General features: G+C 71.2%; 24 protein-coding genes. 15 read left to right on the top strand and 9 right to left on the bottom strand.

Annotation, left to right across the window (positions count from 1 at the left end):
* Nucleotides 1-81 precede the first annotated feature (81 nt).
* Together ACSGDB_RS11185 and ACSGDB_RS11180 are read left to right on the top strand one after the other, a co-directional pair.
* The gene (locus ACSGDB_RS11185) at nucleotides 82-1,410 is read left to right on the top strand and encodes an APC family permease (RefSeq protein WP_434994783.1); all 1,329 of its coding nucleotides are present in this window, start codon (nucleotides 82-84) and stop codon (nucleotides 1,408-1,410) included.
* 192 nt (nucleotides 1,411-1,602) lie between these two features.
* Nucleotides 1,603-3,774 carry a hypothetical protein gene (locus ACSGDB_RS11180; RefSeq protein ID WP_434994781.1) on the top strand — a complete coding sequence of 724 codons (2,172 nt, stop codon included), beginning with the start codon at nucleotides 1,603-1,605 and terminating at the stop codon, nucleotides 3,772-3,774.
* Nucleotides 3,775-3,843: 69 nt separating this feature from the next.
* Here the strand turns inward: ACSGDB_RS11180 and ACSGDB_RS11175 are convergent, their stop codons facing one another.
* On the bottom strand, nucleotides 3,844-4,386 hold the full coding sequence (locus ACSGDB_RS11175; protein ID WP_434994779.1) for a thioesterase family protein: 543 nt from the start codon (nucleotides 4,384-4,386) through the stop codon (nucleotides 3,844-3,846).
* Nucleotides 4,387-4,448: 62 nt separating this feature from the next.
* On the opposite strand from ACSGDB_RS11175, the gene ACSGDB_RS11170 reads away from it, so the two are divergent.
* The 3 genes from ACSGDB_RS11170 (at nucleotide 4,449) to ACSGDB_RS11160 (ending at nucleotide 6,946) form a co-directional block, all read left to right on the top strand.
* Complete coding sequence (locus ACSGDB_RS11170; RefSeq protein ID WP_434994778.1) at nucleotides 4,449-5,186, top strand: maleylpyruvate isomerase family mycothiol-dependent enzyme; 738 nt, start codon at nucleotides 4,449-4,451, stop codon at nucleotides 5,184-5,186.
* 65 nt (nucleotides 5,187-5,251) lie between these two features.
* A complete protein-coding gene (locus tag ACSGDB_RS11165; protein ID WP_434994777.1) occupies nucleotides 5,252-6,253 on the top strand; it encodes an NADP-dependent oxidoreductase in 1,002 nt (333 codons plus the stop codon).
* Between the two features lie 102 nt (nucleotides 6,254-6,355).
* Nucleotides 6,356-6,946 (top strand): SRPBCC family protein, encoded by a 591-nt coding sequence (locus ACSGDB_RS11160; RefSeq protein ID WP_434994776.1) that lies wholly within the window; start codon nucleotides 6,356-6,358, stop codon nucleotides 6,944-6,946.
* Here the strand turns inward: ACSGDB_RS11160 and ACSGDB_RS11155 are convergent.
* Nucleotides 6,832-7,464: a GNAT family N-acetyltransferase gene (locus tag ACSGDB_RS11155; protein WP_434994774.1), complete on the bottom strand. Its 633-nt coding sequence runs from the start codon at nucleotides 7,462-7,464 to the stop codon at nucleotides 6,832-6,834. The genes ACSGDB_RS11160 and ACSGDB_RS11155 overlap by 115 nt on opposite strands.
* Nucleotides 7,465-7,686: 222 nt before the next feature.
* On the opposite strand from ACSGDB_RS11155, the gene ACSGDB_RS11150 reads away from it, so the two are divergent.
* Nucleotides 7,687-8,514, top strand: coding sequence for an aldo/keto reductase (locus tag ACSGDB_RS11150; protein ID WP_434994773.1), 828 nt, complete (start codon nucleotides 7,687-7,689; stop codon nucleotides 8,512-8,514).
* Between the two features lie 40 nt (nucleotides 8,515-8,554).
* On the opposite strand, the gene ACSGDB_RS11145 is transcribed toward ACSGDB_RS11150, so the two are convergent.
* The gene (locus ACSGDB_RS11145; RefSeq protein ID WP_434994772.1) at nucleotides 8,555-9,217 is read right to left on the bottom strand and encodes a pyridoxine/pyridoxamine 5'-phosphate oxidase; all 663 of its coding nucleotides are present in this window, start codon (nucleotides 9,215-9,217) and stop codon (nucleotides 8,555-8,557) included.
* Nucleotides 9,218-9,327: 110 nt separating this feature from the next.
* Here ACSGDB_RS11145 and ACSGDB_RS11140 point away from each other — a divergent pair, with 110 nt between their 5' ends.
* The 4 genes from ACSGDB_RS11140 to ACSGDB_RS11125 all read left to right on the top strand — a co-directional run bounded on the left by ACSGDB_RS11140 (nucleotide 9,328) and on the right by ACSGDB_RS11125 (nucleotide 12,904).
* Nucleotides 9,328-10,122: a phosphatase PAP2 family protein gene (locus ACSGDB_RS11140; RefSeq protein ID WP_434994771.1), complete on the top strand. Its 795-nt coding sequence runs from the start codon at nucleotides 9,328-9,330 to the stop codon at nucleotides 10,120-10,122.
* Nucleotides 10,106-10,750 carry a TetR/AcrR family transcriptional regulator gene (locus tag ACSGDB_RS11135; RefSeq protein ID WP_434994770.1) on the top strand — a complete coding sequence of 215 codons (645 nt, stop codon included), beginning with the start codon at nucleotides 10,106-10,108 and terminating at the stop codon, nucleotides 10,748-10,750. The genes ACSGDB_RS11140 and ACSGDB_RS11135 overlap by 17 nt, the downstream gene beginning before the upstream one ends.
* Nucleotides 10,751-10,879: 129 nt before the next feature.
* Nucleotides 10,880-12,379 carry an amino acid permease gene (locus tag ACSGDB_RS11130; RefSeq protein WP_434994769.1) on the top strand — a complete coding sequence of 500 codons (1,500 nt, stop codon included), beginning with the start codon at nucleotides 10,880-10,882 and terminating at the stop codon, nucleotides 12,377-12,379.
* 84 nt (nucleotides 12,380-12,463) lie between these two features.
* A complete protein-coding gene (locus ACSGDB_RS11125; protein ID WP_434994768.1) occupies nucleotides 12,464-12,904 on the top strand; it encodes a DUF4190 domain-containing protein in 441 nt (146 codons plus the stop codon).
* 40 nt (nucleotides 12,905-12,944) lie between these two features.
* On the opposite strand, the gene ppk2 is transcribed toward ACSGDB_RS11125, so the two are convergent.
* The 3 genes from ppk2 to ACSGDB_RS11110 all read right to left on the bottom strand — a co-directional run bounded on the left by ppk2 (nucleotide 12,945) and on the right by ACSGDB_RS11110 (nucleotide 15,721).
* Nucleotides 12,945-13,880, bottom strand: coding sequence for a polyphosphate kinase 2 (ppk2, locus tag ACSGDB_RS11120; protein ID WP_434994767.1), 936 nt, complete (start codon nucleotides 13,878-13,880; stop codon nucleotides 12,945-12,947).
* A 119-nt stretch (nucleotides 13,881-13,999) separates the two neighbouring features.
* Nucleotides 14,000-14,230 (bottom strand): hypothetical protein, encoded by a 231-nt coding sequence (locus ACSGDB_RS11115; protein WP_434994766.1) that lies wholly within the window; start codon nucleotides 14,228-14,230, stop codon nucleotides 14,000-14,002.
* Nucleotides 14,231-14,233: 3 nt separating this feature from the next.
* Nucleotides 14,234-15,721 (bottom strand): glycosyltransferase family 2 protein, encoded by a 1,488-nt coding sequence (locus ACSGDB_RS11110; RefSeq protein WP_434994765.1) that lies wholly within the window; start codon nucleotides 15,719-15,721, stop codon nucleotides 14,234-14,236.
* Between the two features lie 146 nt (nucleotides 15,722-15,867).
* On the opposite strand from ACSGDB_RS11110, the gene ACSGDB_RS11105 reads away from it, so the two are divergent.
* Nucleotides 15,868-16,530 carry an alpha-ketoglutarate-dependent dioxygenase AlkB family protein gene (locus ACSGDB_RS11105; protein WP_434994764.1) on the top strand — a complete coding sequence of 221 codons (663 nt, stop codon included), beginning with the start codon at nucleotides 15,868-15,870 and terminating at the stop codon, nucleotides 16,528-16,530.
* Here ACSGDB_RS11105 and ACSGDB_RS11100 read toward each other — a convergent pair.
* Complete coding sequence (locus ACSGDB_RS11100) at nucleotides 16,527-17,063, bottom strand: mycothiol transferase (protein ID WP_434994762.1); 537 nt, start codon at nucleotides 17,061-17,063, stop codon at nucleotides 16,527-16,529. The genes ACSGDB_RS11105 and ACSGDB_RS11100 overlap by 4 nt on opposite strands.
* Nucleotides 17,060-17,500, bottom strand: a complete 441-nt coding sequence (locus ACSGDB_RS11095; protein ID WP_434994760.1) for a hypothetical protein — start codon at nucleotides 17,498-17,500, stop codon at nucleotides 17,060-17,062. Before ACSGDB_RS11095 ends, ACSGDB_RS11100 begins: the two co-directional genes overlap by 4 nt.
* Nucleotides 17,501-17,643: 143 nt before the next feature.
* Here ACSGDB_RS11095 and ACSGDB_RS11090 point away from each other — a divergent pair, with 143 nt between their 5' ends.
* Both ACSGDB_RS11090 and ACSGDB_RS11085 read left to right on the top strand, forming a co-directional pair.
* On the top strand, nucleotides 17,644-18,933 hold the full coding sequence (locus ACSGDB_RS11090; protein WP_434994759.1) for an alpha-hydroxy acid oxidase: 1,290 nt from the start codon (nucleotides 17,644-17,646) through the stop codon (nucleotides 18,931-18,933).
* Between the two features lie 108 nt (nucleotides 18,934-19,041).
* Entirely contained in the window at nucleotides 19,042-19,356 is a 315-nt protein-coding gene (locus tag ACSGDB_RS11085) for a hypothetical protein (RefSeq protein WP_434994758.1), read from the top strand.
* A 12-nt stretch (nucleotides 19,357-19,368) separates the two neighbouring features.
* Here ACSGDB_RS11085 and ACSGDB_RS11080 read toward each other — a convergent pair whose 3' ends face one another.
* The gene (locus tag ACSGDB_RS11080) at nucleotides 19,369-19,671 is read right to left on the bottom strand and encodes a DUF4193 domain-containing protein (protein ID WP_434994756.1); all 303 of its coding nucleotides are present in this window, start codon (nucleotides 19,669-19,671) and stop codon (nucleotides 19,369-19,371) included.
* Nucleotides 19,672-19,940: 269 nt separating this feature from the next.
* On the opposite strand from ACSGDB_RS11080, the gene ACSGDB_RS11075 reads away from it, so the two are divergent.
* On the top strand, nucleotides 19,941-20,354 hold the full coding sequence (locus ACSGDB_RS11075; RefSeq protein ID WP_434994755.1) for a hypothetical protein: 414 nt from the start codon (nucleotides 19,941-19,943) through the stop codon (nucleotides 20,352-20,354).
* Nucleotides 20,355-20,421: 67 nt separating this feature from the next.
* Entirely contained in the window at nucleotides 20,422-21,744 is a 1,323-nt protein-coding gene (locus ACSGDB_RS11070) for an alpha-amylase family glycosyl hydrolase (protein WP_434994754.1), read from the top strand.
* The last annotated feature ends 35 nt before the right edge of the window (nucleotides 21,745-21,779 follow it).

Here is a 21,779-nt window from a genome sequence, read left to right as displayed (position 1 = left end):
GCGGTAGGGGTGGCGCGTCGAGCGGTTCTATGGATGGGAAATTACCCAGCCTGCTTAGCACTTTGGTCTACACTGGCGCTCATGACCATCACCGAGCAGGGCCCCGACACGAGACTGAAGCGCGGGATCACCGGCCCGCTCCTGTACCTCTTCATCCTCGGTGACGTGCTCGGGGCCGGTGTCTACGCCCTGGTCGGCGTCATCTCGGAGGAGGTGGGCGGCGCGATCTGGATGCCACTCATGGTCGCCCTCGCGCTCGCCCTCCTGACGGCCGGCTCCTATGCCGAACTGGTCACCAAGTACCCGAAGGCCGGTGGAGCCGCGGTCTTCGCCGAGCGCGCCTTCAAGAAACCGTTCATCTCGTTCCTCGTCGGTTTCTGCATGCTGGCCGCCGGCGTGACCAGTGCCGCCGGACTCGCCCAGGCCTTCGCCGGCGGCTACCTCACCACCTTCGTGGACGTGCCCGCCACGCCGGCCGCGCTCGCCTTCCTCGTGCTCCTGGGCCTGCTGAACATGCGCGGCATCAAGGAGTCGGTGCGCAGCAACGTGGTCATGACCGTCATCGAGGTCTCGGGCCTCGTCCTCGTGATCGTCGTCGTCGGGATCTTCGTCGCTGGCGGCAACGGTGACCTCTCGCGCGTCAACGAATTCCCTCCCGGCGTGGGCGCGGCCTCCGCCGTCCTGGCGGCATCGCTCATCGCCTACTACTCCTTCGTGGGCTTCGAGGTCTCCGCCAACGTCGCCGAGGAGGTCCACCACGTCAGCCGCGTCTACCCGCGGGCGCTCTTCGGCGCACTCCTCACGGCCGGCGTCGTCTACCTCCTGATCGGACTGGCCGCCTCCGCCGCCGTCGCCCCCGACCAGCTCGCCGGATCGAGTTCGCCGCTGCTCGACGTCGTCGCCACCACCGGCGCGGGCATCCCGGCCTGGCTCTTCAGCCTCGTGGCCCTCATCGCTGTCGCCAACGGCGCCCTCCTCACCATGATCATGTCGAGTCGGCTGACGTTCGGGATGGCGGAGCAGGGCCTCTTCCCCTCGGTCTTCGACCGCGTCCTGTCCCGCCGCCGCACCCCATGGGTGGCGATCGTCGCCACGACCCTGGTCGCCATGGCACTGACCCTGACCGGCGGGCTCGAATCCCTCTCCCAGACCGTGGTGCTGCTGCTGCTCTTCGTGTTCCTCAGCACCAACATCGCGGTGCTGGTCCTGCGCAAGGACGCCGTGGAGCACAAGCACTTCCGCATCCCGGCGGTCTTCCCCTACCTCGCCATCGCGTCCTGCATCCTGCTGCTCACCCAGCAGCCGGCCGAGATCTGGGTCCGCACCGGCGTCCTGCTCGCCGTCGGCCTGGCGCTGTACGGCGTGCAGCGGGTCGTCCGCGGACGGGCACGGGAAGCTACTGCCCGGTAACTTCTTCCGCCGAACCCCTTGCTAAGTTACCCGTCGGTAGCCTAAGAATGTAACGAGCGTCACACATTTCCCAGGCTTCCGGCGGGTTTTCGCCGTGCGCCTACCGCACCACTCAATGACGAGTGCTCGACGGCGCCCGACTCGTCCGTCCAAACGCCCCGTCCGGGCGACAGCTTTTGAGAACGGATCACCATGCCCTCTACACACGCGCCCACAGGCAGCCGCCTGCACGCGGTCCTGACCATCTTCCTCGCCCTCCTCCTGATCGCCCTGCTGGCGTTCTTCGCCCTGTTCACCGGCAGGGTGGCCAACGGCGCGACACGGCTCGACGACGGCGCGGGCCGCGCGAGCGAGGGATCGTCCGCCCTCAGCGAAGGTGCAGCGGCGGCACGCGACGGCTCCTCCGAACTGGCCGACGGAGCACAGCGCCTGAACACCGGCGCCGGCGAACTGGCGGCGGGCCTGAAGACCGCCGGCACCGGGTCCGTCACGCTGTCCACCGGGGCCAAGGCCCTCGACGACGGCGCCGCGGCCCTGGAGGACGGAGCGGCCGCGGCCGCCGTCGGCTCCGCGTCGCTGCAGGAGGGCGCCGGCCGGCTGGCCGCGGGCAACACCGCGATCCTCGAGGGGGCGGCCCGCGCCAACGACGCCACGCAGAAGATCGCCGCGGGCGCAGCGGCCCTCGACACCGGCGCCTCCGCAGCCCGCGACGGCGCGGGTGCCCTCGCGGAGGGGACCGGCGTCCTCTCCCAGGGCGCGGCGCTGACCGCCGACGGCGCGGCGGCGGCACGGGACGGATCACTCGCCGTCGCCGACGGCGCCACCCGGCTCTCCGAGGGGGCGGCATCGGTCGACGACGGCGCCGTCGCGGCCCGTGACGGCTCGTCGGCCCTCGCCGCCGGCGCCGGCACGCTCTCCGCCGGAGCGGAGCAGGCAGCCGGAGGAGCCGCGGCTCTCGCGGCAGGAGCGGAACGCCTCGCCGACGGCACCTCACAGGCCCTCGAGGGCTCGGGCGCCCTCGAGGCCGGACTGCAGCAGATCAAGACGGAACTGGACCAGGACGGGGGCTCCCTCCAGCGGTCGGCCGCTCTGGTCACCGGAGCGGAGAAGGTCGCCCTCGGTGCCGAAAGCGTGCGGGCGGGCGGGGAGCAGCTCACCGGCGGACTCGCCACCCTCTCCGCGGGCAGCACAGGCGTGAGGGACGGCGCGGGAGGTGTCTCGGCGGGTCTCGCCGAGCTCCTCGCGGCCGCCAACGCCCAGCCGGATCTTCCCCTCAGCGCGATCCTGCCGCAGCTGCAGGGACTGTCCGCCGGGGCCTCCGCCGTCGCCACGGGCGCGACCGACGTGGCAACCGGCGCTGCGACCCTCTCCGCCAGCAGCGCCCCCCTCTACGCGGGCATGCAGTCCGTGGCCGCCGGGGCGTCCGCCGTGCATGCCGGCACCGTGGAATCCAACACCAAGACGAACAACCTCTACACCGGAGGCATCACGCCGCTCCTGCAGGGAGCGGGGGCGCTCCGCGGAGGCCTCGCGCAGCTCGACGCCGGCTTCACGGGCTCCGCCGGGACCCCGGGGCTGCTCGCCGGGTCGCAGGCCCTCGCCGAAGGCACCTCCCTCCTCGCCGCCGGCACCACCAGCCTCAGTGACGGTGCGGCGGATCTCGCCGCCGGCACCACCCGCCTCGCGGAGGGGACCTCGCTCCTCGCCGCCGGCAGCGGCAGCCTCAGCGACGGCGCCACGGATCTCGCCGCCGGCACCACGCGACTGGCCGACGGCTCGGCACGTCTCGCCGCGGGCAGTACCACCCTCGGGGTGGGCGCGGCGAAGCTCTCGGAGGGCACCACCAGCCTCGCGGACGGGACCGACCGGCTGAGCGCCGGATCGGCGGAACTCGCCGCCAAGACCCCGGCCCTCGTGGACGGCGCGTCCACCGCGGCAACCGGCGCGGCCGCCCTGAACGACGGCGCCATCCGTCTGGGCGAGGGCTCGACGAAGCTCGCCGACGGCGCAGCCGACCTCCACTCCGGGACGCAGCGGGTCGCGGACGGCACCACCGACCTGAACGAGGGGCTGGTCGCGCTCAATACCGGCGCCGTGGCCCTGCAGACCGGATCGGGCGCCCTGGACGACGGCGCCGCAGCACTCGCCGACGGCAATGCACGCCTGGCCGACGGCGCAGCCGAGCTCGCCTCCGGCAACGGGGAGCTGGCGGACGGGACCGGCGAGATGTCCGCGTCCACCGCGGCGTTGACGCCGGCGTCGATCGCCGGATCGCGGGGCATCGCGGCCCTGGCGATCCCGTTCGCCGTCGTCGTCGGGCTGCTCGCGGCCATGCTGGTCAGCCGCACCCGCCAGGCGTACTGACCTCCGGCACACGAAGGGAGGTGGCCCGCCATCGGGCCGCCTCCCTTCGCCATGTGTCCGGCGCAGCCCCTACCAGGCGTGGGGCGCGGGCCTGCGCGTACTGGGCAGTGCGTTGTTCAGGCGCCATTCGTGGATCCACTCGGGCAGCACCAGGTCCGCCGGCGGCGCCCCGAAGGCCGCGAGGATCTCCTCGTTGCTCACCGGGCCGGAGGCCGAGACGAGCCTCGTCGCGATGAAGGCCCGCGCGTAGATCTCCCCGTCGGCGACGGCACGCTGCTCGAAGTACACGGCGCGCTCGTCCAGACCGATGATGCGCGTCTCCACGGCGTAGCGCTGGCCGAGCTGGAGCGACTTCCGAAAACTGATCGTCTCCCCCGCAGCCACCGGGCTCCACCCGCGACGGCGCATCAGCCGCCACACCCCGCTGCGGACCATCAGGTCGAAGCGGCCGAGGTCGAAGACCGAGAAGTACATCCCGTTGTTCATGTGCAGCGCGATGTCGATGTCCGTGAGCAGGACCCTGAGGCCCACGCTGCTGGAGCCCCAGATACTGAGACGGGAACGCCTGCCGGACAGGAAGAGCTGCAGCATCGTGCGGAAGATCAGGTGCATGCACACGATATTACTCGTCGGTAACATCGCCGACGCCGGGCCCCCCCGCCTAGACTCGGTGGATGGACCCGGCTTCCCCGCACGCCCTTCCGTTCAACCGGTACCGGGAGGTGCTGGACCGGGAGTACCGGGCCCTCGCCGACCTCGTCCCCGCCACGCTCGACCTGCCCGTGCCGGGCTGTCCGGGCTGGACGGGCGAGGACCTCGCGCGGCACACCGCGATCGTCTTCCTCCACAAGGCGGAGACCATCCGGACCGGCGAGCGCCCGAGCCACGGCTGGCCTCCGGTGAGCATCGGCAGCCTCCCTCCGCGGGCCCTGCTCGACCACTCCTTCGCCCGGCTCACCGACGAGTTCGACCGGCACCGCCCCGAGGATCCCGCGGAGACGTTCGTCCCGGGGGACCAGACCGTCGGCTTCTGGATCCGCAGGCTCACGCACGAGACCGCGATCCACCGCGTGGACCTCGAGGACACGGCGGGCAGGGGCTCCACCCGGCTGGACCCCGACCTCACGGTGGACGGCATCGACGAGGTACTGACCGTGATGCTCGTCCGCAGCAGGCCGGATCGCACGGCGTCCGGGGCGGTGGTCCGCCTCGAGGCGGCCGGGCACTCCTGGGACGTCCGCCTGGATCCTGGACGGGTCGGCGTGACGCGCGACGCCACCGCGAACGGGCATCCGACCGTCCGGGCGGACCCCGAGGCATTGCTCCTCTGGCTCTGGGGCCGCGCGCCGCACGCGGTCCCGCCGTCCGACGCCGCCCGCGAGCTGCGCGCGCGCCTCGCCCGGGCCCTGTAAACGGAATAATCCCTCCGGATCGCCGGTTGGCACAGGCAGGAAGCAACCGACCACGAGGAGCAGCAATGACCACCAGCACACAGATCCAGCTCGTCCGGCGACCGGTCGGCGAACCGACGCTCGAGGACTTCGCCACCGTGACGGTGGACCTGCCCGCACTGGGTGAGGACGAGGTGCGCGTCCGCAACGAGTACGTCTCCGTGGACCCCTACATGCGCGGCCGGATGAACGATTCCCGGTCCTACGTCGCACCCTTCGGGCTGGACGAGACCATGACCGGCGGAGCCGTGGGACGGGTGGTGGAATCCACGGCCGCGGCCCTGCCCGTCGGCACCGCGGTCCTGCACGGCTACGGATGGCGCGACGTGGCGCAGGGCCCCGCCGCCCAGTTCTCCCCCCTGCCGGCCACCGAGCTGCCGCTGTCGGTCTTCCTCGGCGCCGCCGGCATGACGGGCCTCACCGCCTATGCGGGACTCAAGCGCGTGGCAGGGCTGAAGGAGGGCGACGTCGTCTTCGTCTCGGGCGCGGCCGGCGCCGTCGGCTCCATCGCGGGCCAGATCGCCCGCAAGCTCGGCGCCTCACGCGTGATCGGTTCGGCCGGCTCCGCGGAGAAGGTGGCGCTCCTCAAGGAGAAGTACGGCTACGACGAGGCGTTCAACTACAAGGACGCCCCCGTGCGCCGACAGCTCCGCGACGTCACCCCGGACGGGATCGACGTCTACTTCGACAACGTGGGCGGGGACCACCTCGAGGCCGCCATCGACCGCCTCAACACCGGAGGCCGTGCGGCCCTGTGCGGCGCGATCTCGCAGTACAACGACACCGCCCGCACCCCCGGTCCCGACAACCTGGGGAACCTGGTGACGCGCTCCCTCAAGCTGGAGGGCTTCATCGTCGGCCAGCACCAGGACCTGCAGGCCGAGTTCGCCGAACGGATGACGGGCTGGCTCGCCGACGGCAGCATCGTGTTCGACGAGACCGTGGTGGACGGCATCGAGAACGCGGTCGGCGCCTTCCTGGACATGATGAACGGCGCCAACACCGGCAAGATGCTCGTCCGCGCCTGATCCGCGCGACGCGTCGCAGCCGCGCGGACCAGGCGCGGCCGCGGCGCGCCCTGCGACGGGGACGGTCGTCCGGCCCATGCCGGGGGCTGGGATACTGACGCCATGACGGCAGAGTTCACGTGCACGACCACCACCACGATCAGCGCGGCGGAGCTGTTCGACCGCTCGCGCAGCATCGATGCGCACACCGCGTCGATGCGTTTCTCCCGGGAGCGTGCCGTGGCCGGGGTGACGGCCGGTCTCATCGGCGCCGGCGAGCAGGTGACGTGGCACGCCTGGCACTTCGGTGTCCCGATCAGGATGACGAGTGTCATCACGGACTTCGCCCCACCGCACCGGTTCGTGGACGAACAGCTCAGCGGCCCGTTCCGCTCCTTCCGCCACGTGCACGAGTTCTCGGAGACCGACGGCGTCACGACGATGGTCGACCGAATCCGCTTCACCGCACCGTTCGGCATCGCGGGCGTCGTCGCGGAGCGCGTCCTGCTCCGTCCCTACCTGCGGTACCTGATCGGGGTGCGCAACCGCTCGCTCACGGCCGGCCCGGCCGCGGACGGCACGCCCGGCCAGGGCTCCGGTCAGGCGTCGGCGGAAACGCGCGGAGCCGTCTCGAGCCGCCTGCGCTGGTCCACGGGCAGGAGCGCGCGGTACTGGGGGAACTCCCGGAGGAACTCCCGCACCCGCGGGCAGTAGGGAACGACGGCGATGCGTCGCTGGTGGGCGTTGAGGAGGACCCGGCGGATCAGCGCGGGCTCGACGTCGGCGGGATCGAACTGCGGGTCGACGACCGCCTGGATCAGCACGGCGTAGGACCCCTTCATCTCGTACTTGACGTGCCCCACCATGATGCCGTCGCTGAAGAGTTCGAACCGCGAGAAGAGCGTGTTGTCGCGGAAGCCGCCGCGCGCCTTCGTGGGTTCGCTGCGCGTCTCCGCCTGGACCTCGCGCCGTTCGATCTCCTCGGTCAGCAACTCGTAGTGGAAGACGGCCTCCATCGCCGGGAAGTCGCGGTCGAGCATCCGGTAGGTCTGGTTGCAGAGAACCCTCAGCTGCCGGTTCGACACGACGGTGAGGTCGTCGGGGAACCTGCCGTCCTCCGGACGGGATGCGGCGCTCGGGGAGGCTGCGGGGACGACGGTCAGTGCGAACTGCTGGGAGTCGCTGCTCGGCGCAACCTGGGTGCGGGAATCTGCGAAAGAAGAAGAATGCATGGTCAGCTCCACGATGGCGGTTCAATGGCCCGCTGCTAGGCCCTGCGAGAACTATACCGTGCCGGCGGCCGATGCGAAATCATGTACTTGTCACATTCCGGATCCGCCCCGGCCGGCCGGGGACGGAGGACCGCTCGGGCGGCCGCCCGGGAACCGGGCGGGATATCGTGGCGGGAGGCGCTGCGCGCCCCGTCCCGACGCACCCCTGACAGGAATACCACCATGGTCCTCGCCCCCACCGTCCAGCTCCGCAGCGGCGCCCGGCTCCCGCTCCTCGGCCTCGGCACCTGGCCCCTGAACGACGCCGAGGCTGCGGACACCGTGGACCTCGCGATCAGGACCGGCTATCGACTGATCGACACGGCGGAGAACTACCGCAACGAGACCGGCGTCGGCGAGGGGATCCGCCGCTCCGGCGTCCCGCGGGAGGAACTGTTCATCACCACCAAGTTCAATCGTGAGCACCACAGCAGGGACGGCGCCCGGCGCGCCTTCGAGACCAGCTGCGCCCTGCTGGGCCTCGAGTACGTCGACCTGCTCCTGGTCCACTGGCCCAATCCCGGGCAGGGGCGCCACGTCGAAGCGGTCGAGGGCATCGCCGCGTTGCTGGAGGAGGGCCTCGTCCGCGCGGTGGGGACCTCGAACTACAAGCCGGCGCATCTGCAGCAGGTCATCGACGCCGGGATCGTCCCGGACGTGAACCAGATCCAGCTCGATCCGCAGCGGCCGCGCATCGTGGAACGCGCCTTCCACAACGAGCACGGCATCGTGACCGAGGCCTGGAGCCCGCTGGGCCAAGGCGGCGGGCTCCTCGACGAGCCCGCCGTCACCGCGATCGCCGAGGCCCACGGCCGGACACCCGCGCAGGTGGTGTTGCGCTGGCACGTGCAGCAGGGCATGGTGGCCATCCCGAAGTCCGCCCACCCCGAGCGGCTCGCCCAGAACCTGGACGTCTTCGACTTCGAGCTCTCCGGTGCGGAGCTGGCGGCCGTCTACACGCTCGACTCCGGGCGGGCCGACGTCGTCGATTCGGACGACTTCGGCCACTGACCCGACGTCGCGCCGGACCGGCGCGCCGGCCGGGGACGCCCTACGGCCAGAGCATCTCCCGGCGCCAGCCCTCACCGGACCGGCTGTACAGCAGGCGGGTATGGCGCCGCTCCTGGTCGGCCTGCCAGAACTCCACGGCGTCCGGTGCCACGGTGAAGACCGTCCAGGTGGGCGAGGCGAGGCCGTCCGCCGCTTCGAGGCGGCGCACCTGCTCCGCCACCGCGGCGTCGACGTCGTCCCTGCTGGGCACCACGGCGCTCTGGCTGCCGGCAAGCACCAGGGCGCGGGCCACGGGGTGACGGCGCTGGAAGTCGGCGTCGTTCTCCTGCGTGGTGCCGGTCGAGACGGCACCCCGGACCCGCACCTGGCGGCCGGCCTCGGGCCAGAAGAAGGTCAGCGCGGCGGACGGGGTCCCGGCCAGCTGCCGGCCCTTCGGGCTGTCACTGCTGGAGGCCACCTGCCACCCTCCGGGTGTGAGGTCCTTCAGGATCACCACGCGCGCATCCGGCAGGCCGTCGTCGCCCACGGTGGCGAGGTTGACCGCATGGGGAGCAGCGACGCCGTCCTCCACGGCCCGCCGCAGCCACTCGGTGAACAGCTGGATCGGCGACTCGGGGGCCGCCTCCGGGTCGAAGGGCGGCATCTCGTCGGGGAACACCGGAACGCCGCGGACGATGTCGCGGATCATGCCTGGATCGCTCATGCGGCCAGCCTAGCCCCGCGCCGGGAGACACCGAGGGTCGACCGCGCAAGTCGGCGCCCCGGATCCTCCCCCGAGGTGCCGTCCCCCACCCCGCGGCATAGAGTCGGTGGATGCCAGCGCACCAGGACAGCCATGTAGGACCACGGGACCTCACCCGGTGGACGACGCCGGTGGGACGCTTCCTCGTCCGGTGCGTCAGCCCCCTCGTCCGCTGGGCAGGCCCGCATGCGGCCCTGCTGCTGCTCATCGCGATCGGCGGCGGGGTGGCCGCGGCGCTCACCGCGGCGTCGGCCGAGGTCTACGAATCGGTCGTGGATGCCGACGGCGTCGCCGCCCTGGACCAGCCGGCCCTGGAGCTCGCCGTGTCGTGGCGCGAGGGCTGGTTCGATGCCGCCGTCACCGGCTACACCCACATCGGTGGACCCATCGGCATGCCCGTCCTCGCCGTGGCGATCATGGTGCTGCTCGCCGCCCGCCGCCGCTCCCGGACACCCGTGATCCTCCTGCCGGCCGCGGCGTTCGGCTCCCTGCTCATGACGGTCGCGGGGAAGGATGCGATCGGGCGCCTGCGTCCGCCCATCGAACTGGCGGTCCCGCCCTACGAATCCTCGCCGTCGTTCCCCAGCGGGCACTCCCTCAACGCCGTCGTGATCGCCGGCGTCGTGGCGTACCTGCTCGTGCTGCGGCAGAACCGCAAGCGCACCCGCCTCCTGACCGTCGCCCTCGCCGTCGCCTTCGCCGTGACCATGGGCCTCAGCCGGGTCTACCTCGGCCACCACTGGCTCACGGACGTCCTGGTCGCATGGACGCTCGGGGTCGCCTGGCTCGCCGTCGTGATCACGGTCCACCGGCTCTTCCTGACATTCCGCCTGCACCGGACAGCCACGCGTGGCGCCCCCGTCTGAGGCTCCCGGGTCCGACGCCGGGGCCGCGCCCGCGCTGCGGCCGCTGCGGCGGGACGCCCGGCACAACCGCGAGGTGGTCCTCGCGGCCGCCCGGCGCATGTTCGCCGCCCACGGCGCGGACTGCCGCTTCGAGGACATCGCCCGTGACGCAGGAGTCGGCGTGGGGACCGTGTACCGTCGGTTCCCCGACCGCCGCACCCTCATCGAGGCCATCCTGGAACAGCGGGTGACGGACGTCGACGCAACGGTATCCCGCGCCCTCGCACTCACGGACGCCTGGGCCGCCGCGCGGCTGTTCATCGGCTCGACCGCCCGCATGCAACTCGAGGACCGCGGACTGCGGGACCTCCTGCACGAGGACGGCTTCGTGTCCGCGGGGCTCGCGATGCTGCGGCGGCGGATCGCACCGGCCGCGGAGGAGATCGCCGCACGGCTGAGGCACGACGGCGCACGGCCCGATCTGACGGGTGACGACGTGCTGGTGCTCATCCGCATGCTGGGCTCCCTGCCTCCGGGGACCGCTACGGCAACCCCGCCGGGCCGCGACGCGGGATTCCAGCGGTACCTCGGCCTCGTCCTGGACGGCCTCCGCGGCCGCCCGGGCATGCCCGACGAGCAGCGGTTGTAGCGCCCACCGGGAGACGGGGCCGCCCGCGTCACGAACGTGCGGAGGGCACCGGCAGCTTCTATCCTCGACAGGGGCCACGGCCACCCGCGCCCCGTTCCCACCGTTCCCACCACTGAAGGACCAGCCTCCATGGACCTCTTCCGGACCAAGTCCATCGAGCAGTCGATCAAGGACTCCGACGAGAAGGGGCGCGGCCTCAAGCGGTCCCTGACCACCTGGGACCTCATGGTCATGGGGGTGGCGGTCGCCGTGGGCGCCGGCATCTTCTCGGTGGGAGCGCAGGCCGCCGCCTTCAACGCCGGGCCCGCCGTGACCATCTCCTTCGTCCTCGCCGCGATCACGTGCGCCCTCGCGATCATGTGCTACGCGGAGTTCGCGACGGCGCTGCCCGTCGCGGGGAGCGCGTACGTCTTCACCTACGCCACCATGGGTGAGGTGATCGCGTGGATCATCGGCTGGAACCTGATCCTCGAACTGCTCATGGCGGCCGCCGTCATCGCGAAGTTCTGGGGCGTGTATCTCTCCGACCTCTTCAGCGCCCTCGACCTCGACGTCCCCGCCGAGGTCAGCCTGCTGGGCCTGGATCTGGCCTGGGGCCCCCTGCTGATCGTCGCCGTCTTCACTGCCGTGCTGATCTGGGGCACGAAGCTCTCGGCCAGGGTCAACAGCGTCTTCACGGTCGTCAAGATCGGCATCGTGCTGTTCGTGATCGTCGTCGGCTTCTTCTACGTCGACGCGGCGAACTACACCCCGTTCGTCCCGGCGTCCGAGCCGGCCACCGACGGCGGCACAGGGTGGGCCGAGCAGCCCTTCCTCTCCTTCCTCAGCGGCGCCACCCCGGCCGCGTTCGGCTTCACCGGCATCATCTCGGGCGCGGCGCTGGTGTTCTTCGCCTTCATCGGGTTCGACGTCGTGGCGACTTCCGCCGAGGAGGTGAAGAACCCGAGCCGCACCCTCCCCCGCGGCATCTTCGCCGGCCTCGCCGTGGTCAGCGTCCTGTACATCCTGGTGACCCTCGTGGTGACCGGCATGGTCCCCTACACCGAGCTCGGGGCCTCCGGCGCGCCGTCGCTCGCCACGGCCTTCCAGCTGGTCGGCGCGGACTGGGCCGCCGGCGTCATCTCGGTGGGCAGCCTCATCGGGCTGACCACCGTGATCATGGTGCTGCTGATGGGCCTGGCACGCGTGATCTTCGCGCTCAGCCGCGACGGGCTGCTGCCGCGCGCCCTCAGCCGCACCTCCGACAAGCACGGGACACCGGCACGGACGCAGCTGCTCTGCGGCGTGGTCGTGGCCCTGCTCGCCGGGTTCACCCAGGTGGAGATCCTCGCCGAGATGATCAACATCGGCACCCTGTCCGCCTTCATCACCGTGAGCCTCGGGATCATCGTCCTGCGGCACCGGCGACCGGACCTGAAGGCCGCGTTCCGTGTCCCGTTCGGCAAGGTCATCCCGATCGCCTCCGCGCTGCTCTGCCTCTACCTGATGTTCAATCTCGCCACCATCACGTGGCTGTTCTTCGCAGGCTGGCTGGTGCTCGGCTTCGCCATCTACTTCGCGTACGGCAACCGGCACTCGCGCCTCGGGGCGCAGCAGCGCGCCGACGGCGGCATCCCCTCGGCCCGGTGAGGTGCGCCGGCGTGCCGGAGACGGGATGATGGTCTCCCCGGGTAGCGTCGCCGGGGACCCGCCGAGCCGATCAGGAGAACCACGATGTCCCAGGATCCCTATCCCAGCGAATCACCCTCCCCCGGCCACCGGAATCCGTACGACGGCAGCGCGTACGGGGAGCCCGGCCGGTACGACGGCGTCGGCGGCTACCCGCCGTACCAGCCCGGCACCAGCCCCTACCAGCCCACCGGCAGTTACCCGTCGGGTCTCTACCAGTCCTCGTACCAGACGATGGAGGGCGAGAAAGCGGCCCAGCTCTCCCTGATCCTCGGCCTCCTGGGGTTCTTCGTGGCGGGCATCATCCTCGGGCCGCTCGCCATCTGGCAGGCCCGGAAGGCGGAACGCCTCGGCGTGCCCGCGACCGCGGGCAAAGTGCTCGGCTGGATCGTCACGGCCCTGTACGCGCTCGCGATCCTGGCCGGCATCCTGTTCGTCGTCATCATCATCGTGGGGTTCGGTGCCACCGCCGGCCTCAGCACCTGACCGGCCGCCGCAGGGGTCACCGGGTCAGGGCCGGTCCGCGTCAGAGCGTAGGGAACAGGTGGGTGGACTGCTCCCCGGCCTCGAACACGCGCGAGTGCGGCCCCGTCCCGACGATCAGCGGATCGGGCGCGCCGACGACGTCGTGGTCCTTCTCGTCGTAGTCGAGGACGGACAGGACGTAGCGCATCGCCTCGATCCGGGCCCGCTTCTTGTCGTTGCTCTTGATGACCGTCCACGGGGCGTCGGCCGTGTTCGTGTAGAAGAACATCGCCTCCTTGGCCGCCGTGTACTCGTCCCATTTGTCGAGGGACTGCAGGTCCATGGGGCTGAGCTTCCAGCGGCGCACCGGATCCGTGTGGCGCTTCGCGAACCGGCGACGCTGTTCGGCCCGGGAGACCGAGAACCAGAACTTGACGAGATACGTGTCGCTGCGCACGAGCATGCGTTCGAATTCGGGCGCCTGCCGCATGAACTCGAGGTACTCCGTGGGCGAGCAGAAACCCATGACGCGCTCCACCCCCGCCCGGTTGTACCAGGAGCGGTCGAACAGCACGATCTCGCCGCCCGAGGGAAGGGTCGAGACGTAGCGCTGGAAGTACCACTGCGTCTTCTCCCTGTCGCTCGGCTTGTCCAGCGCGACGATCCTCGCCCCGCGGGGATTCAGGTTCTCCATGAAGCGCTTGATGGTCCCGCCCTTGCCGGCGGCGTCACGCCCCTCGAACACCACCGCGACCTTCGCCTGGTTCGCCCTCACCCACCCCTGCATCTTGAGCAGTTCGATCTGGAGTGCGCGCTTCGTCCTCTGGTACTCCTGCTCCGTCATGCGCTTCTCGTACGGGTAGTCCTCGCGCCACGTCGGCTGGTCCGGGTGCGGCAGGAGCATGGGGGCGTCACCCTTGGTGTGGGGATTCGGGACGGGGACGGCCGGGGCTCCATCGAGCTCGGCGCCGCCGTGGACTGCCTTTCCTGAACCCATCCCTGGCCCTCCGGTCCGACCCTGCCGCGCGGATGCCCCATCCTCTCAGAGAAAGCACCGGGGAGGAACGGTGCCGGGTCTTTCCCTCCCCGGTGACCACCGTCCGATCCGGCGCAGCCTCAGTCCTCCGTGCCGGGGTAGATGCTCCGCGTCTCGGTCCGGCGGTTCCGGTCCGTCACCCAGTCGGTGGGGTAGACCTTCGGCAGGATGTTCGCAAGCGCCAGGGAGGCGTAGATGACGGTGTTGATCGCGACGAACGCGGCGAGGACGGCGAACATGCTGCTGGAGAGGACCGCCTCGGGGAGGAGTAGTCCACTGTGCACGACGGGTCCTGCTGTGGTGACGGTCATGGCTCAGGCCTCCTGGAGTTCGAGGTCGCCCGCGGGCGAGGTGTGGGAGAGGTGCTTCCAGTTGGCCTCGCGGCCGAAGGAGATGTCGATGATGCCCTTGACGTACACCAGGTTGAGGAACATGTCGAAGAGCAGTTCCGGCAGGAGGGCGGCGGCGAGCAGGCGGGCCCTCCAGCCGCCCTTCCATGCCCCGAGGACACGCTCGATGGCGAAGAGCAGCCCGAGTCCCAGCCAGAACGGGAACCAGATCCAGGTCTCGAGCGACACGACGGTCAGGAGGATCAGGGCCAGGTACGCGCCGAGCGCGATCACCCCGTAGCCGATGCCGAGTTGCTGCGCCCAGTAGCGCAGGGTGGTGGGGGTGATGCCGTAGGCCCCGATGTTCTCGAGGGCGCCGCGCTGCCAGCGCAGGCGCTGGTTCCACAGCGTCCGCCAGGACGGCATGAGCTCCGTGACCACCGTGCACTCCTGCGGGGAGACCATCAGCGCGCCCAGTGACTTCAGCGCGATCGTCAGTTCGTTGTCCTCGGTCAGGGCCGCAGTGTCGTAGACGTCGCCGGGCGTGCCGGGGATCGTGCGGTTGCGGGCAGCGGCGACGGTGCGGAGGGCGACGGGCCGGAAGAGCGAGGCGGTGCCGGTGAGCACGAACACGCGACCCCGGCGGCGCTGCATCTGGCGGGCGTACCGGAGGTACTCGTTGCGCTGGAACTGGCCGATCAGGCCATGGCCCTGCTCGCCGTAGAACAGTCCGCCCACGGCCATGAGCGCGCGGTCCGCCGCGAACCGCTGCACCGCGGCTGCGAGGAAGCCGTCGTCGAGCCGGGTGTCCGCATCCATGACCATGACGACGTCGTTGTCGCCCTGCTGCGGCAGGACCACCCTCAGGACCTGGTTGAGTGCGCCGGCCTTCTTGCTGGTGTTGTCCACGGATTCGACGACCTCCACCCCGGCCTCCCGCGCGAGGCGGACCGTGGCGTCCGTGCAGTTGTCGGCGACGACGATGATCCGCTCGGGCCGGTGCGACTGGCCATTCAGAGAGGCGATGGTCTGCGGGAGGGACGCCTCCTCGTTGTGCGCCGGGATCAGCACCGTCACGGTGACGGCGCCCGCGAACTCGCCGCGGGTCGCCTCCATGATGACCTTGGGCGCCAGCGGCTGGTGGGTCGGGTTCATCGAGCGGCGGGACCTGGTGGCGATGCGTTGCTCCAGCAGGGCCAGGCCGGCGGCCGCCAGCAGGGCCAGGGCGATGGCCGCGAGGATGACGCTCGTGTCCGGGGCGTCCGCGTTGTAGAGGACGCGCCAGATGCCGATCACGGCGTCCTGCGACACGGCGATCGTCGGAGCCGGGCCGCTCGCCGCGACCGCGAGCCACAGGAGCGCCGCGGCAAGGATCACGATGCCCGCGATGACCAGGCCCACCACGCGGTCGAACCGGCCCCGCGGGGCGTACTCCCCCGACTCGTCCTCGCGCGGGCGTGCTGCAGTCGTCATCTACGTCGGTCCTCCCCGGATGGCCTGGCACCACCGGGGTGCCGGTGTCCTCGTCCGAGTCTGCCGCGCCCGCCTCGATGCGGTACCGGGCGGGGACCGAAGATTGCTTCAAGAAACGGCGTGGCTCCCCGGAGCACAATGGTGGGGTGACCGATCCGTTCGACGCCCTCATCCCGCGCCCGCGGCGGCAGCTCGCGCCCGGCGCCGTGCACATCCCCGACTGGCTGGACCCGGACCGGCAGCGCCGGCTGGTCGGGCTCTGCCGCACCTGGGCGAGCGGGCCCGTCCCGATGCGCGCGGTCACCATGCCGACCGGCGGCGTGATGTCCGTGAGGAGCGTGAGCCTCGGCTGGCACTGGCTGCCGTACCGGTACAGCCGCACGGCCGACGACGTCGGCGGGGCCGCCGTCGCGCCGTTCCCGGAGGTGCTGCGCGCGCTGGGGCGCGACGCCGTGACGGCCGCCTACGGGGAGGACGCCGGCTCCTCCTACGAGCCCGACGCCGCCCTCGTAAACTACTACGACGCTGCCGCCCGGATGGGCATGCACCAGGACCGGGAGGAGCGGATGAATGCGCCGGTCGTCTCCCTCAGCCTCGGCGCGGCGTGCGTGTTCCGCTTCGGCAACACGGAGAACCGGAACCGTCCCTGGGAGGACGTGCAGCTCGCGTCCGGCGACCTGTTCGTCTTCGGCGGACCCTCGCGCTTCGCCTACCACGGGGTCCTGCGGACCCTGCCCGGGACGGCGCCGGACGGTATCGGCTTCGAGGGGCGGCTGAACATCACCCTGCGGCAGACGGGCCTCGCCTAGCCGGAGCGGGTGGGCGGGCGCCGGCGGCCGGCGAGGACGATCCCCCGGGCGTAGGCGGCCTGGCCGGCGTGCTGCACGGCGTCGTCGAGCACGCTCACGAGCCGGACGAGGAGGGTGACCGGCGGGTCCCACCGCTCGTCGACCACCCGGTGCAGATCCTGCTCGCCGACGTCCGCCACGAGACTCCGGGCGAGCCTGTGGACCGCGTCGAAGTAGTCCAGCAGCTGCTGTGCGGACGCCACGCGCACGGCGTCGACCTGATCCGCCGAATGCCCGTACCCCGTGTCCCCCGGGTCGAGCGCGAGGTCCCAGCGGTCGGCGAAGCCGTCGGCCAGCCACACCTGCTCGTGGCCGAAGACCTCGGCGAGGTGGGTGTCCTCGACACGGGTGAGGTGCCAGATCAGCCAGGCGATGGAGTTCGCGGATCCCCCCGGGCGGACGGACAGCTCCTCGGCGTCGAGGCCGCGCACGGCGCCACGGACGAGGTCCGGCACCCGGCCGAAGGCGTCGGCGAGGACCTCGGCGGACGTCACCGGCGATCCCGGCCTGCGACGCCGGCAGCCCCGACGAGGCGGAGACGACGGCGCGCGGTGCCCGGGGTGGGCGGAAGGACCACCGCGGCGTCCGGGACCCGCGACCCTGTGTCCCCCGCTCGCGACCGTGCGTCCCCCGCTCGCGACTGCTCCGCGAGGACCTCCCGCCGCTCGAGCTCCTCGACGACGGCCTGGTAGCGCGCACGCACCGCAGGAGGGGGACGGTCCTCGTCGAGCAGCTGGTAGGTGCGGTTGCAGACGATCCGCAGCCGGCGGGTCGTCACCTGCCCGAGGTCCTCCGGGACGTCCCCCTGGCGGACCTCGGTGGCCGCGCCGGGCAGGATACCGGGGAGGAGGGAACGCCGGTTCCTCCCGAGGAGAGCGGGCTCGTCCAGTCGCGCGGTGGGGTGTTCGAGAATGTGAGGAAGATACTCCATGGCCTGCTCCACGTCCGAGGGTCCACGGCCTTCTGCTCGACCAGTACCCTGAAGTCTAGGTGTCCGGTATCCGGATGGAAAGACATGGTGCTCCCTCCGGAGGCGGCGCCCCGGTCCGGGCCGACGACGAGCAAAGGCAGACCATGCAGACACCCGCGAGCGCCCCCGTCCCCCCGGCCCTGAGGCGCCGCGTCCCCAGGGTCGCGGACCTCGCGCCGCTGATGCAGTTCAAGCAGCCCGAGTTCGGTGCCGCCGCGCGCCTGCAGCGCGCCAACACCATCTGGGATCTTCGTGACCTGGCCAAGCGGCGCACGCCCGCCGCGCCCTTCGACTACACGGACGGCGCGGCGGAGGCCGAGATCTCCCTGCACCGTGCACGCCAGGCGTTCCTCGACATCGAGTTCCGGCCCGGCATCCTCCGGAACGTGGAGTCGGTCAGCACGGTCACGCCGATCCTCGGAAGGGACTCCGCCCTGCCCTTCGGTATCGCCCCCACCGGCTTCACCCGCATGATGCAGTCCGAAGGCGAGTACGCCGGCTCCCGGGCGGCCGAGGCGGCGGACATCCCCTACACGCTCTCGACCATGGGGACCGCGTCCATCGAGGACGTGGCGCAGGCGGCTCCCGACGGGCGCAACTGGTTCCAGCTGTACCTGTGGACGGACCGGGACCGATCCATGGAGCTCATCGCCCGGGCCGCCGCCGCGGGCAACGACACGCTCATGGTCACGGTGGACACCGCCGTCGCCGGGGCCCGGCTCCGGGACGTCCGGAACGGGATGACCATCCCGCCTGCGCTGACCCTCAAAACCGTCGCCGATGCCTCCTACCGGCCGGCCTGGTGGTTCAACTTCCTCACCCACGAACCGCTCTCCTTCGCCTCCCTCTCCCGCTACTCCGGAACCGTGGCCGACCTCATCAACTCGATGTTCGACCCCACTCTCACCTTCGAGGATCTCGACTGGCTGCGCAGCGTCTGGAAGGGCAACCTCGTGGTGAAGGGCATCCAGACGCTCGAGGACGCCAGGAAGGCCGTGGACCACGGCGCCGACGGCATCGTCCTGTCCAACCACGGCGGCCGCCAGCTGGACCGCGCGCCGGTGCCGCTGCACCTGCTGCCGCGCGTCGCCGCCGAGCTGAAGGGCAAGACGGCCATCATCCTCGACACCGGCATCATGAGCGGCGGGGACATCGTCGCCGCCGTGGCGCTCGGCGCGGACTTCACCCTGATCGGCCGGGCCTACCTGTACGGGCTGATGGCCGGCGGCCGCAAGGGCGTGGACCGCACCATCGAGATCCTCGGCACCCAGACGGCACGCACCATGCAGCTCCTCGGCGTGAACCGGATCGCGGACCTCACACCCGACCACGTGCGGCTGCTCGGAGAAGCCCCCGCCGCCGCCGATCTGCCGAACGCCGCCACGACCCGGTAGCCGGGTATCGATTCGGTCTCGAATCCCCGGAGAGCCCTGGCGCCGGTCTAGTCTTTCGTCCAGTGGTCCTGCCCTGGGCGGGCCGAGGGACCGGTCCAGGAGACGAACATGAGGCGTAGTCGGGTGCATCACCCGTTGCAGTACCGGCGGGCGCGGACCGTGCTCTACGCGGTCGGCCTCTTCTGGCTCTGGCTGTGGCTCGGCAGCGGGGCCCTGCTGGACGGGCTTCACGACTCCCCCGTCCACGCAGCCCTCGCGGTCTACGCGCTCGCCGTCGTCATCCTCGTGTCTATCCCCGCCGCGCTGCTCGCGGTGGCGCGGATGCTCCTCACCCATCCGCGCCGGCGCGCCGTCGTCGTGGCACTCCACGCCCGGCAGTCCCCCGAGGGCGCGCACTGGTGGTACGGCGAGAAGGCCTCCTGAGGAGTGCCGGGCCTAGCCTTCGCAGTCGGTGCAGTACTTCTGGCCGTTTCTCTCGAGGGCCACCTGGCTGCGATGCCGGACCAGGAAGCATGACGCACACGTGAACTCGTCCTCCTGCGGCGGGATCACCTGGATGAGGAGTTCCTCGCCGGAGAGATCGGCGCCCGGCAGGTCGATGCCTTCCGCGGTGTCCGCGTCCTCGACGTCGACGGACGACGACTGGGCGGTGCTGCCGCGGTTCGCCTGCAGCGCCTCGAGGGATTCCGCCTCCTTGTCCTCGTCGTTGTTGCGGGGTGCGTCGTAGTCCGTTGCCATGCCGATGCCGTTCTTCGTGGGGGAGCCGGCGCCCGGTGGGGCGCGTGCAGCATCCGATTGTAGTAGCAGGACATGCCACGGGCTCGGCGGACGCCCGGCGATCCTCGAGCAGTCGGCAGGGCGCGTCGTCGCGGCCACGGAGGAGGGATGGATCGCGAAATGGACATCGGCCGGGCGGCCCGCATATAACTAGTTAGTCGAACTAGTTGACAGTATGGTTGGTTTTTCCTGATGCGAAAGGTCGGACAGTGACGCAGACGATCGTTGCCATGCAGAGCGGGGAAGAGGCGGCCGTCGACGCCCCGCACCACTGCGGGGACCCCATGGCCCTCCGTGAGACCTCCTACCGCGGCTCCTCCTACGGCATGATCACGCAGGCACCCAACGGGGCCGACGTCGAACTCGTCTGGGCCTGCGCGTGCGGCTTCCAGCTCTCGCCCGAGGAACCCGCCGAACTCGCCCACCCCCTGCCTCCCGCCCTGCGCCGCGTGGCTGCCGCCGCCGCCGATCTCGAGTCCGTGGAGTGGCACCTCGACCAGCTGACGGGCGACCTCGAGGCCGCCGTCGTCCGGGCCGCTGACGCGGGCGGAGCGATCGTCGCCATCGCCGACGCCGCACACCTCGATCCCGAAGATGTCCAGCAACTCGCCGCGGGCGACCGGCAACTGGTCGACGTAGGCTAGAGACGCCCCGGCCCCGGCCGGAGCGCCGCCCGGCCGGGGCGTGCGAGCAGACGGAAAGGCCTCCGCCATGAACGAACCCGAGTGGGTCCAGCACGCGATCTGGTGGCAGGTCTACCCCCTCGGATTCGTGGGCGCCGAGAAGAGCGCCACCCGGCACCCCGCTGCGCCGCACCGCCTGCTCGACCTGATCCCCTGGCTCGACTACGCCGTCGAGCTCGGCACCTCGGGCCTGGCGCTCGGCCCCGTCTTCGCCTCCGAGACGCACGGGTACGACACCACGGACTACTTCGCGATCGACCCCCGACTGGGCACGCTCGATGACTTCGACACCCTGGTCGCCGAGGCGAGGACGCGCGGGCTGCGCATCCTCCTGGACGGCGTCTTCAACCACACGGGCCGGTCCTTCGCGCCGTTCCAGCAGGTCCTCGCCGAGGGGCCGGTCGCCCCGACCGCCAGATGGTTCGCCCTCGACTGGCCCGACGGCGCCGGGCCGGGCACCGAGCCCGGGTACCGCGATTTCGAGGGCCACCACCACCTCGTGGCCCTGAACCACGAGGAGCCCGCCGTCGCCGACTTCGTCGTCGAGGTCATGGAGTACTGGCTCGGGCGCGGCGCGGACGGCTGGCGGCTCGACGCCGCCTATGCCGTGCCGTCGTCGTTCTGGGCCGGAGTGACGCGGCGCGTGCGGTCCTCGCACCCTCACGCGTACTTCGTCGGTGAATACATCCACGGGGACTACGCGGCGGCGGTCCAGGCCGGCGGCATCGATTCCACCACGCAGTACGAGCTGTGGAAGGCCGTCTGGAGTTCCCTCAACGATGCGAACTTCTACGAGCTCGCCGCCGCCCTCGAGCGCCACGACGCGCTCCTCGCCGACTTCGCGCCGCTGACCTTCATCGGGAACCACGACGTCACGCGCATCGCGAGCAGGCTCGAGGACCCGGCCCTCGTACAGCACGCCGTCGTCATCCTGTTCACGGTCGGCGGGACGCCGTCGGTGTACTACGGGGACGAGCAGGGCTACCGCGGTATCAAGGCGGACCGCGCCGGGGGCGACGACGACGTCCGCCCGCTCTTCCCGCCCTCGCCGCAGGATCTCTCCCGGCTCGGCGGACCCGTCCTCGCCCTGCACCAGGAACTCATCGGGCTGCGTCGCCGGCACGCGTGGCTGCACCGGGCGACGACGACCGTGCTGCACCTCTCCAACGAGGTGCTGGCCTACCGAGTCGCGGACGGTCCCGACGCCCTCGTGGTCCTGCTGAACCTCTCCCACGAGGACCAGCGGGTGGAGGTGTCCGGGGCGTCATCCGTCCTCGCCGGACAGGCCACGGTCGACGACGGCGCGGCATCTGCGGTGGTGCCGGCACGGGGCTGGGCCGTCCTCGGCTGAAGCACCGCCGCCGTGGATAATGGACTCACACACGA

It is taken from the genome of Arthrobacter sp. Ld5 (assembly GCF_051172775.1).
In the GTDB taxonomy this organism is placed as follows: Bacteria; Actinomycetota; Actinomycetes; order Actinomycetales; family Micrococcaceae; genus Arthrobacter_D.
Note: the sequence above shows the minus strand (reverse complement) of the source record. Positions and strands in the feature narration are given on the sequence as shown.

Excerpts from the sequence above, each read along its gene's own strand:
- ACSGDB_RS11185 (WP_434994783.1), top strand. The coding sequence starts at position 82 with ATGACCATCACCGAGCAGGGCCCCGACACGAGACTGAAGCGCGGGATC.
- ACSGDB_RS11180 (WP_434994781.1), top strand. The coding sequence starts at position 1,603 with ATGCCCTCTACACACGCGCCCACAGGCAGCCGCCTGCACGCGGTCCTG.
- ACSGDB_RS11175 (WP_434994779.1), bottom strand. The coding sequence starts at position 4,386 with ATGCACCTGATCTTCCGCACGATGCTGCAGCTCTTCCTGTCCGGCAGG.
- ACSGDB_RS11170 (WP_434994778.1), top strand. The coding sequence starts at position 4,449 with ATGGACCCGGCTTCCCCGCACGCCCTTCCGTTCAACCGGTACCGGGAG.
- ACSGDB_RS11165 (WP_434994777.1), top strand. The coding sequence starts at position 5,252 with ATGACCACCAGCACACAGATCCAGCTCGTCCGGCGACCGGTCGGCGAA.
- ACSGDB_RS11160 (WP_434994776.1), top strand. The coding sequence starts at position 6,356 with ATGACGGCAGAGTTCACGTGCACGACCACCACCACGATCAGCGCGGCG.
- ACSGDB_RS11155 (WP_434994774.1), bottom strand. The coding sequence starts at position 7,464 with ATGCATTCTTCTTCTTTCGCAGATTCCCGCACCCAGGTTGCGCCGAGC.
- ACSGDB_RS11150 (WP_434994773.1), top strand. The coding sequence starts at position 7,687 with ATGGTCCTCGCCCCCACCGTCCAGCTCCGCAGCGGCGCCCGGCTCCCG.
- ACSGDB_RS11145 (WP_434994772.1), bottom strand. The coding sequence starts at position 9,217 with ATGAGCGATCCAGGCATGATCCGCGACATCGTCCGCGGCGTTCCGGTG.
- ACSGDB_RS11140 (WP_434994771.1), top strand. The coding sequence starts at position 9,328 with ATGCCAGCGCACCAGGACAGCCATGTAGGACCACGGGACCTCACCCGG.
- ACSGDB_RS11130 (WP_434994769.1), top strand. The coding sequence starts at position 10,880 with ATGGACCTCTTCCGGACCAAGTCCATCGAGCAGTCGATCAAGGACTCC.
- ACSGDB_RS11125 (WP_434994768.1), top strand. The coding sequence starts at position 12,464 with ATGTCCCAGGATCCCTATCCCAGCGAATCACCCTCCCCCGGCCACCGG.
- ppk2 (WP_434994767.1), bottom strand. The coding sequence starts at position 13,880 with ATGGGTTCAGGAAAGGCAGTCCACGGCGGCGCCGAGCTCGATGGAGCC.
- ACSGDB_RS11115 (WP_434994766.1), bottom strand. The coding sequence starts at position 14,230 with ATGACCGTCACCACAGCAGGACCCGTCGTGCACAGTGGACTACTCCTC.
- ACSGDB_RS11110 (WP_434994765.1), bottom strand. The coding sequence starts at position 15,721 with ATGACGACTGCAGCACGCCCGCGCGAGGACGAGTCGGGGGAGTACGCC.
- ACSGDB_RS11095 (WP_434994760.1), bottom strand. The coding sequence starts at position 17,500 with ATGGAGTATCTTCCTCACATTCTCGAACACCCCACCGCGCGACTGGAC.
- ACSGDB_RS11090 (WP_434994759.1), top strand. The coding sequence starts at position 17,644 with ATGCAGACACCCGCGAGCGCCCCCGTCCCCCCGGCCCTGAGGCGCCGC.
- ACSGDB_RS11085 (WP_434994758.1), top strand. The coding sequence starts at position 19,042 with ATGAGGCGTAGTCGGGTGCATCACCCGTTGCAGTACCGGCGGGCGCGG.
- ACSGDB_RS11080 (WP_434994756.1), bottom strand. The coding sequence starts at position 19,671 with ATGGCAACGGACTACGACGCACCCCGCAACAACGACGAGGACAAGGAG.
- ACSGDB_RS11075 (WP_434994755.1), top strand. The coding sequence starts at position 19,941 with ATGCAGAGCGGGGAAGAGGCGGCCGTCGACGCCCCGCACCACTGCGGG.
- ACSGDB_RS11070 (WP_434994754.1), top strand. The coding sequence starts at position 20,422 with ATGAACGAACCCGAGTGGGTCCAGCACGCGATCTGGTGGCAGGTCTAC.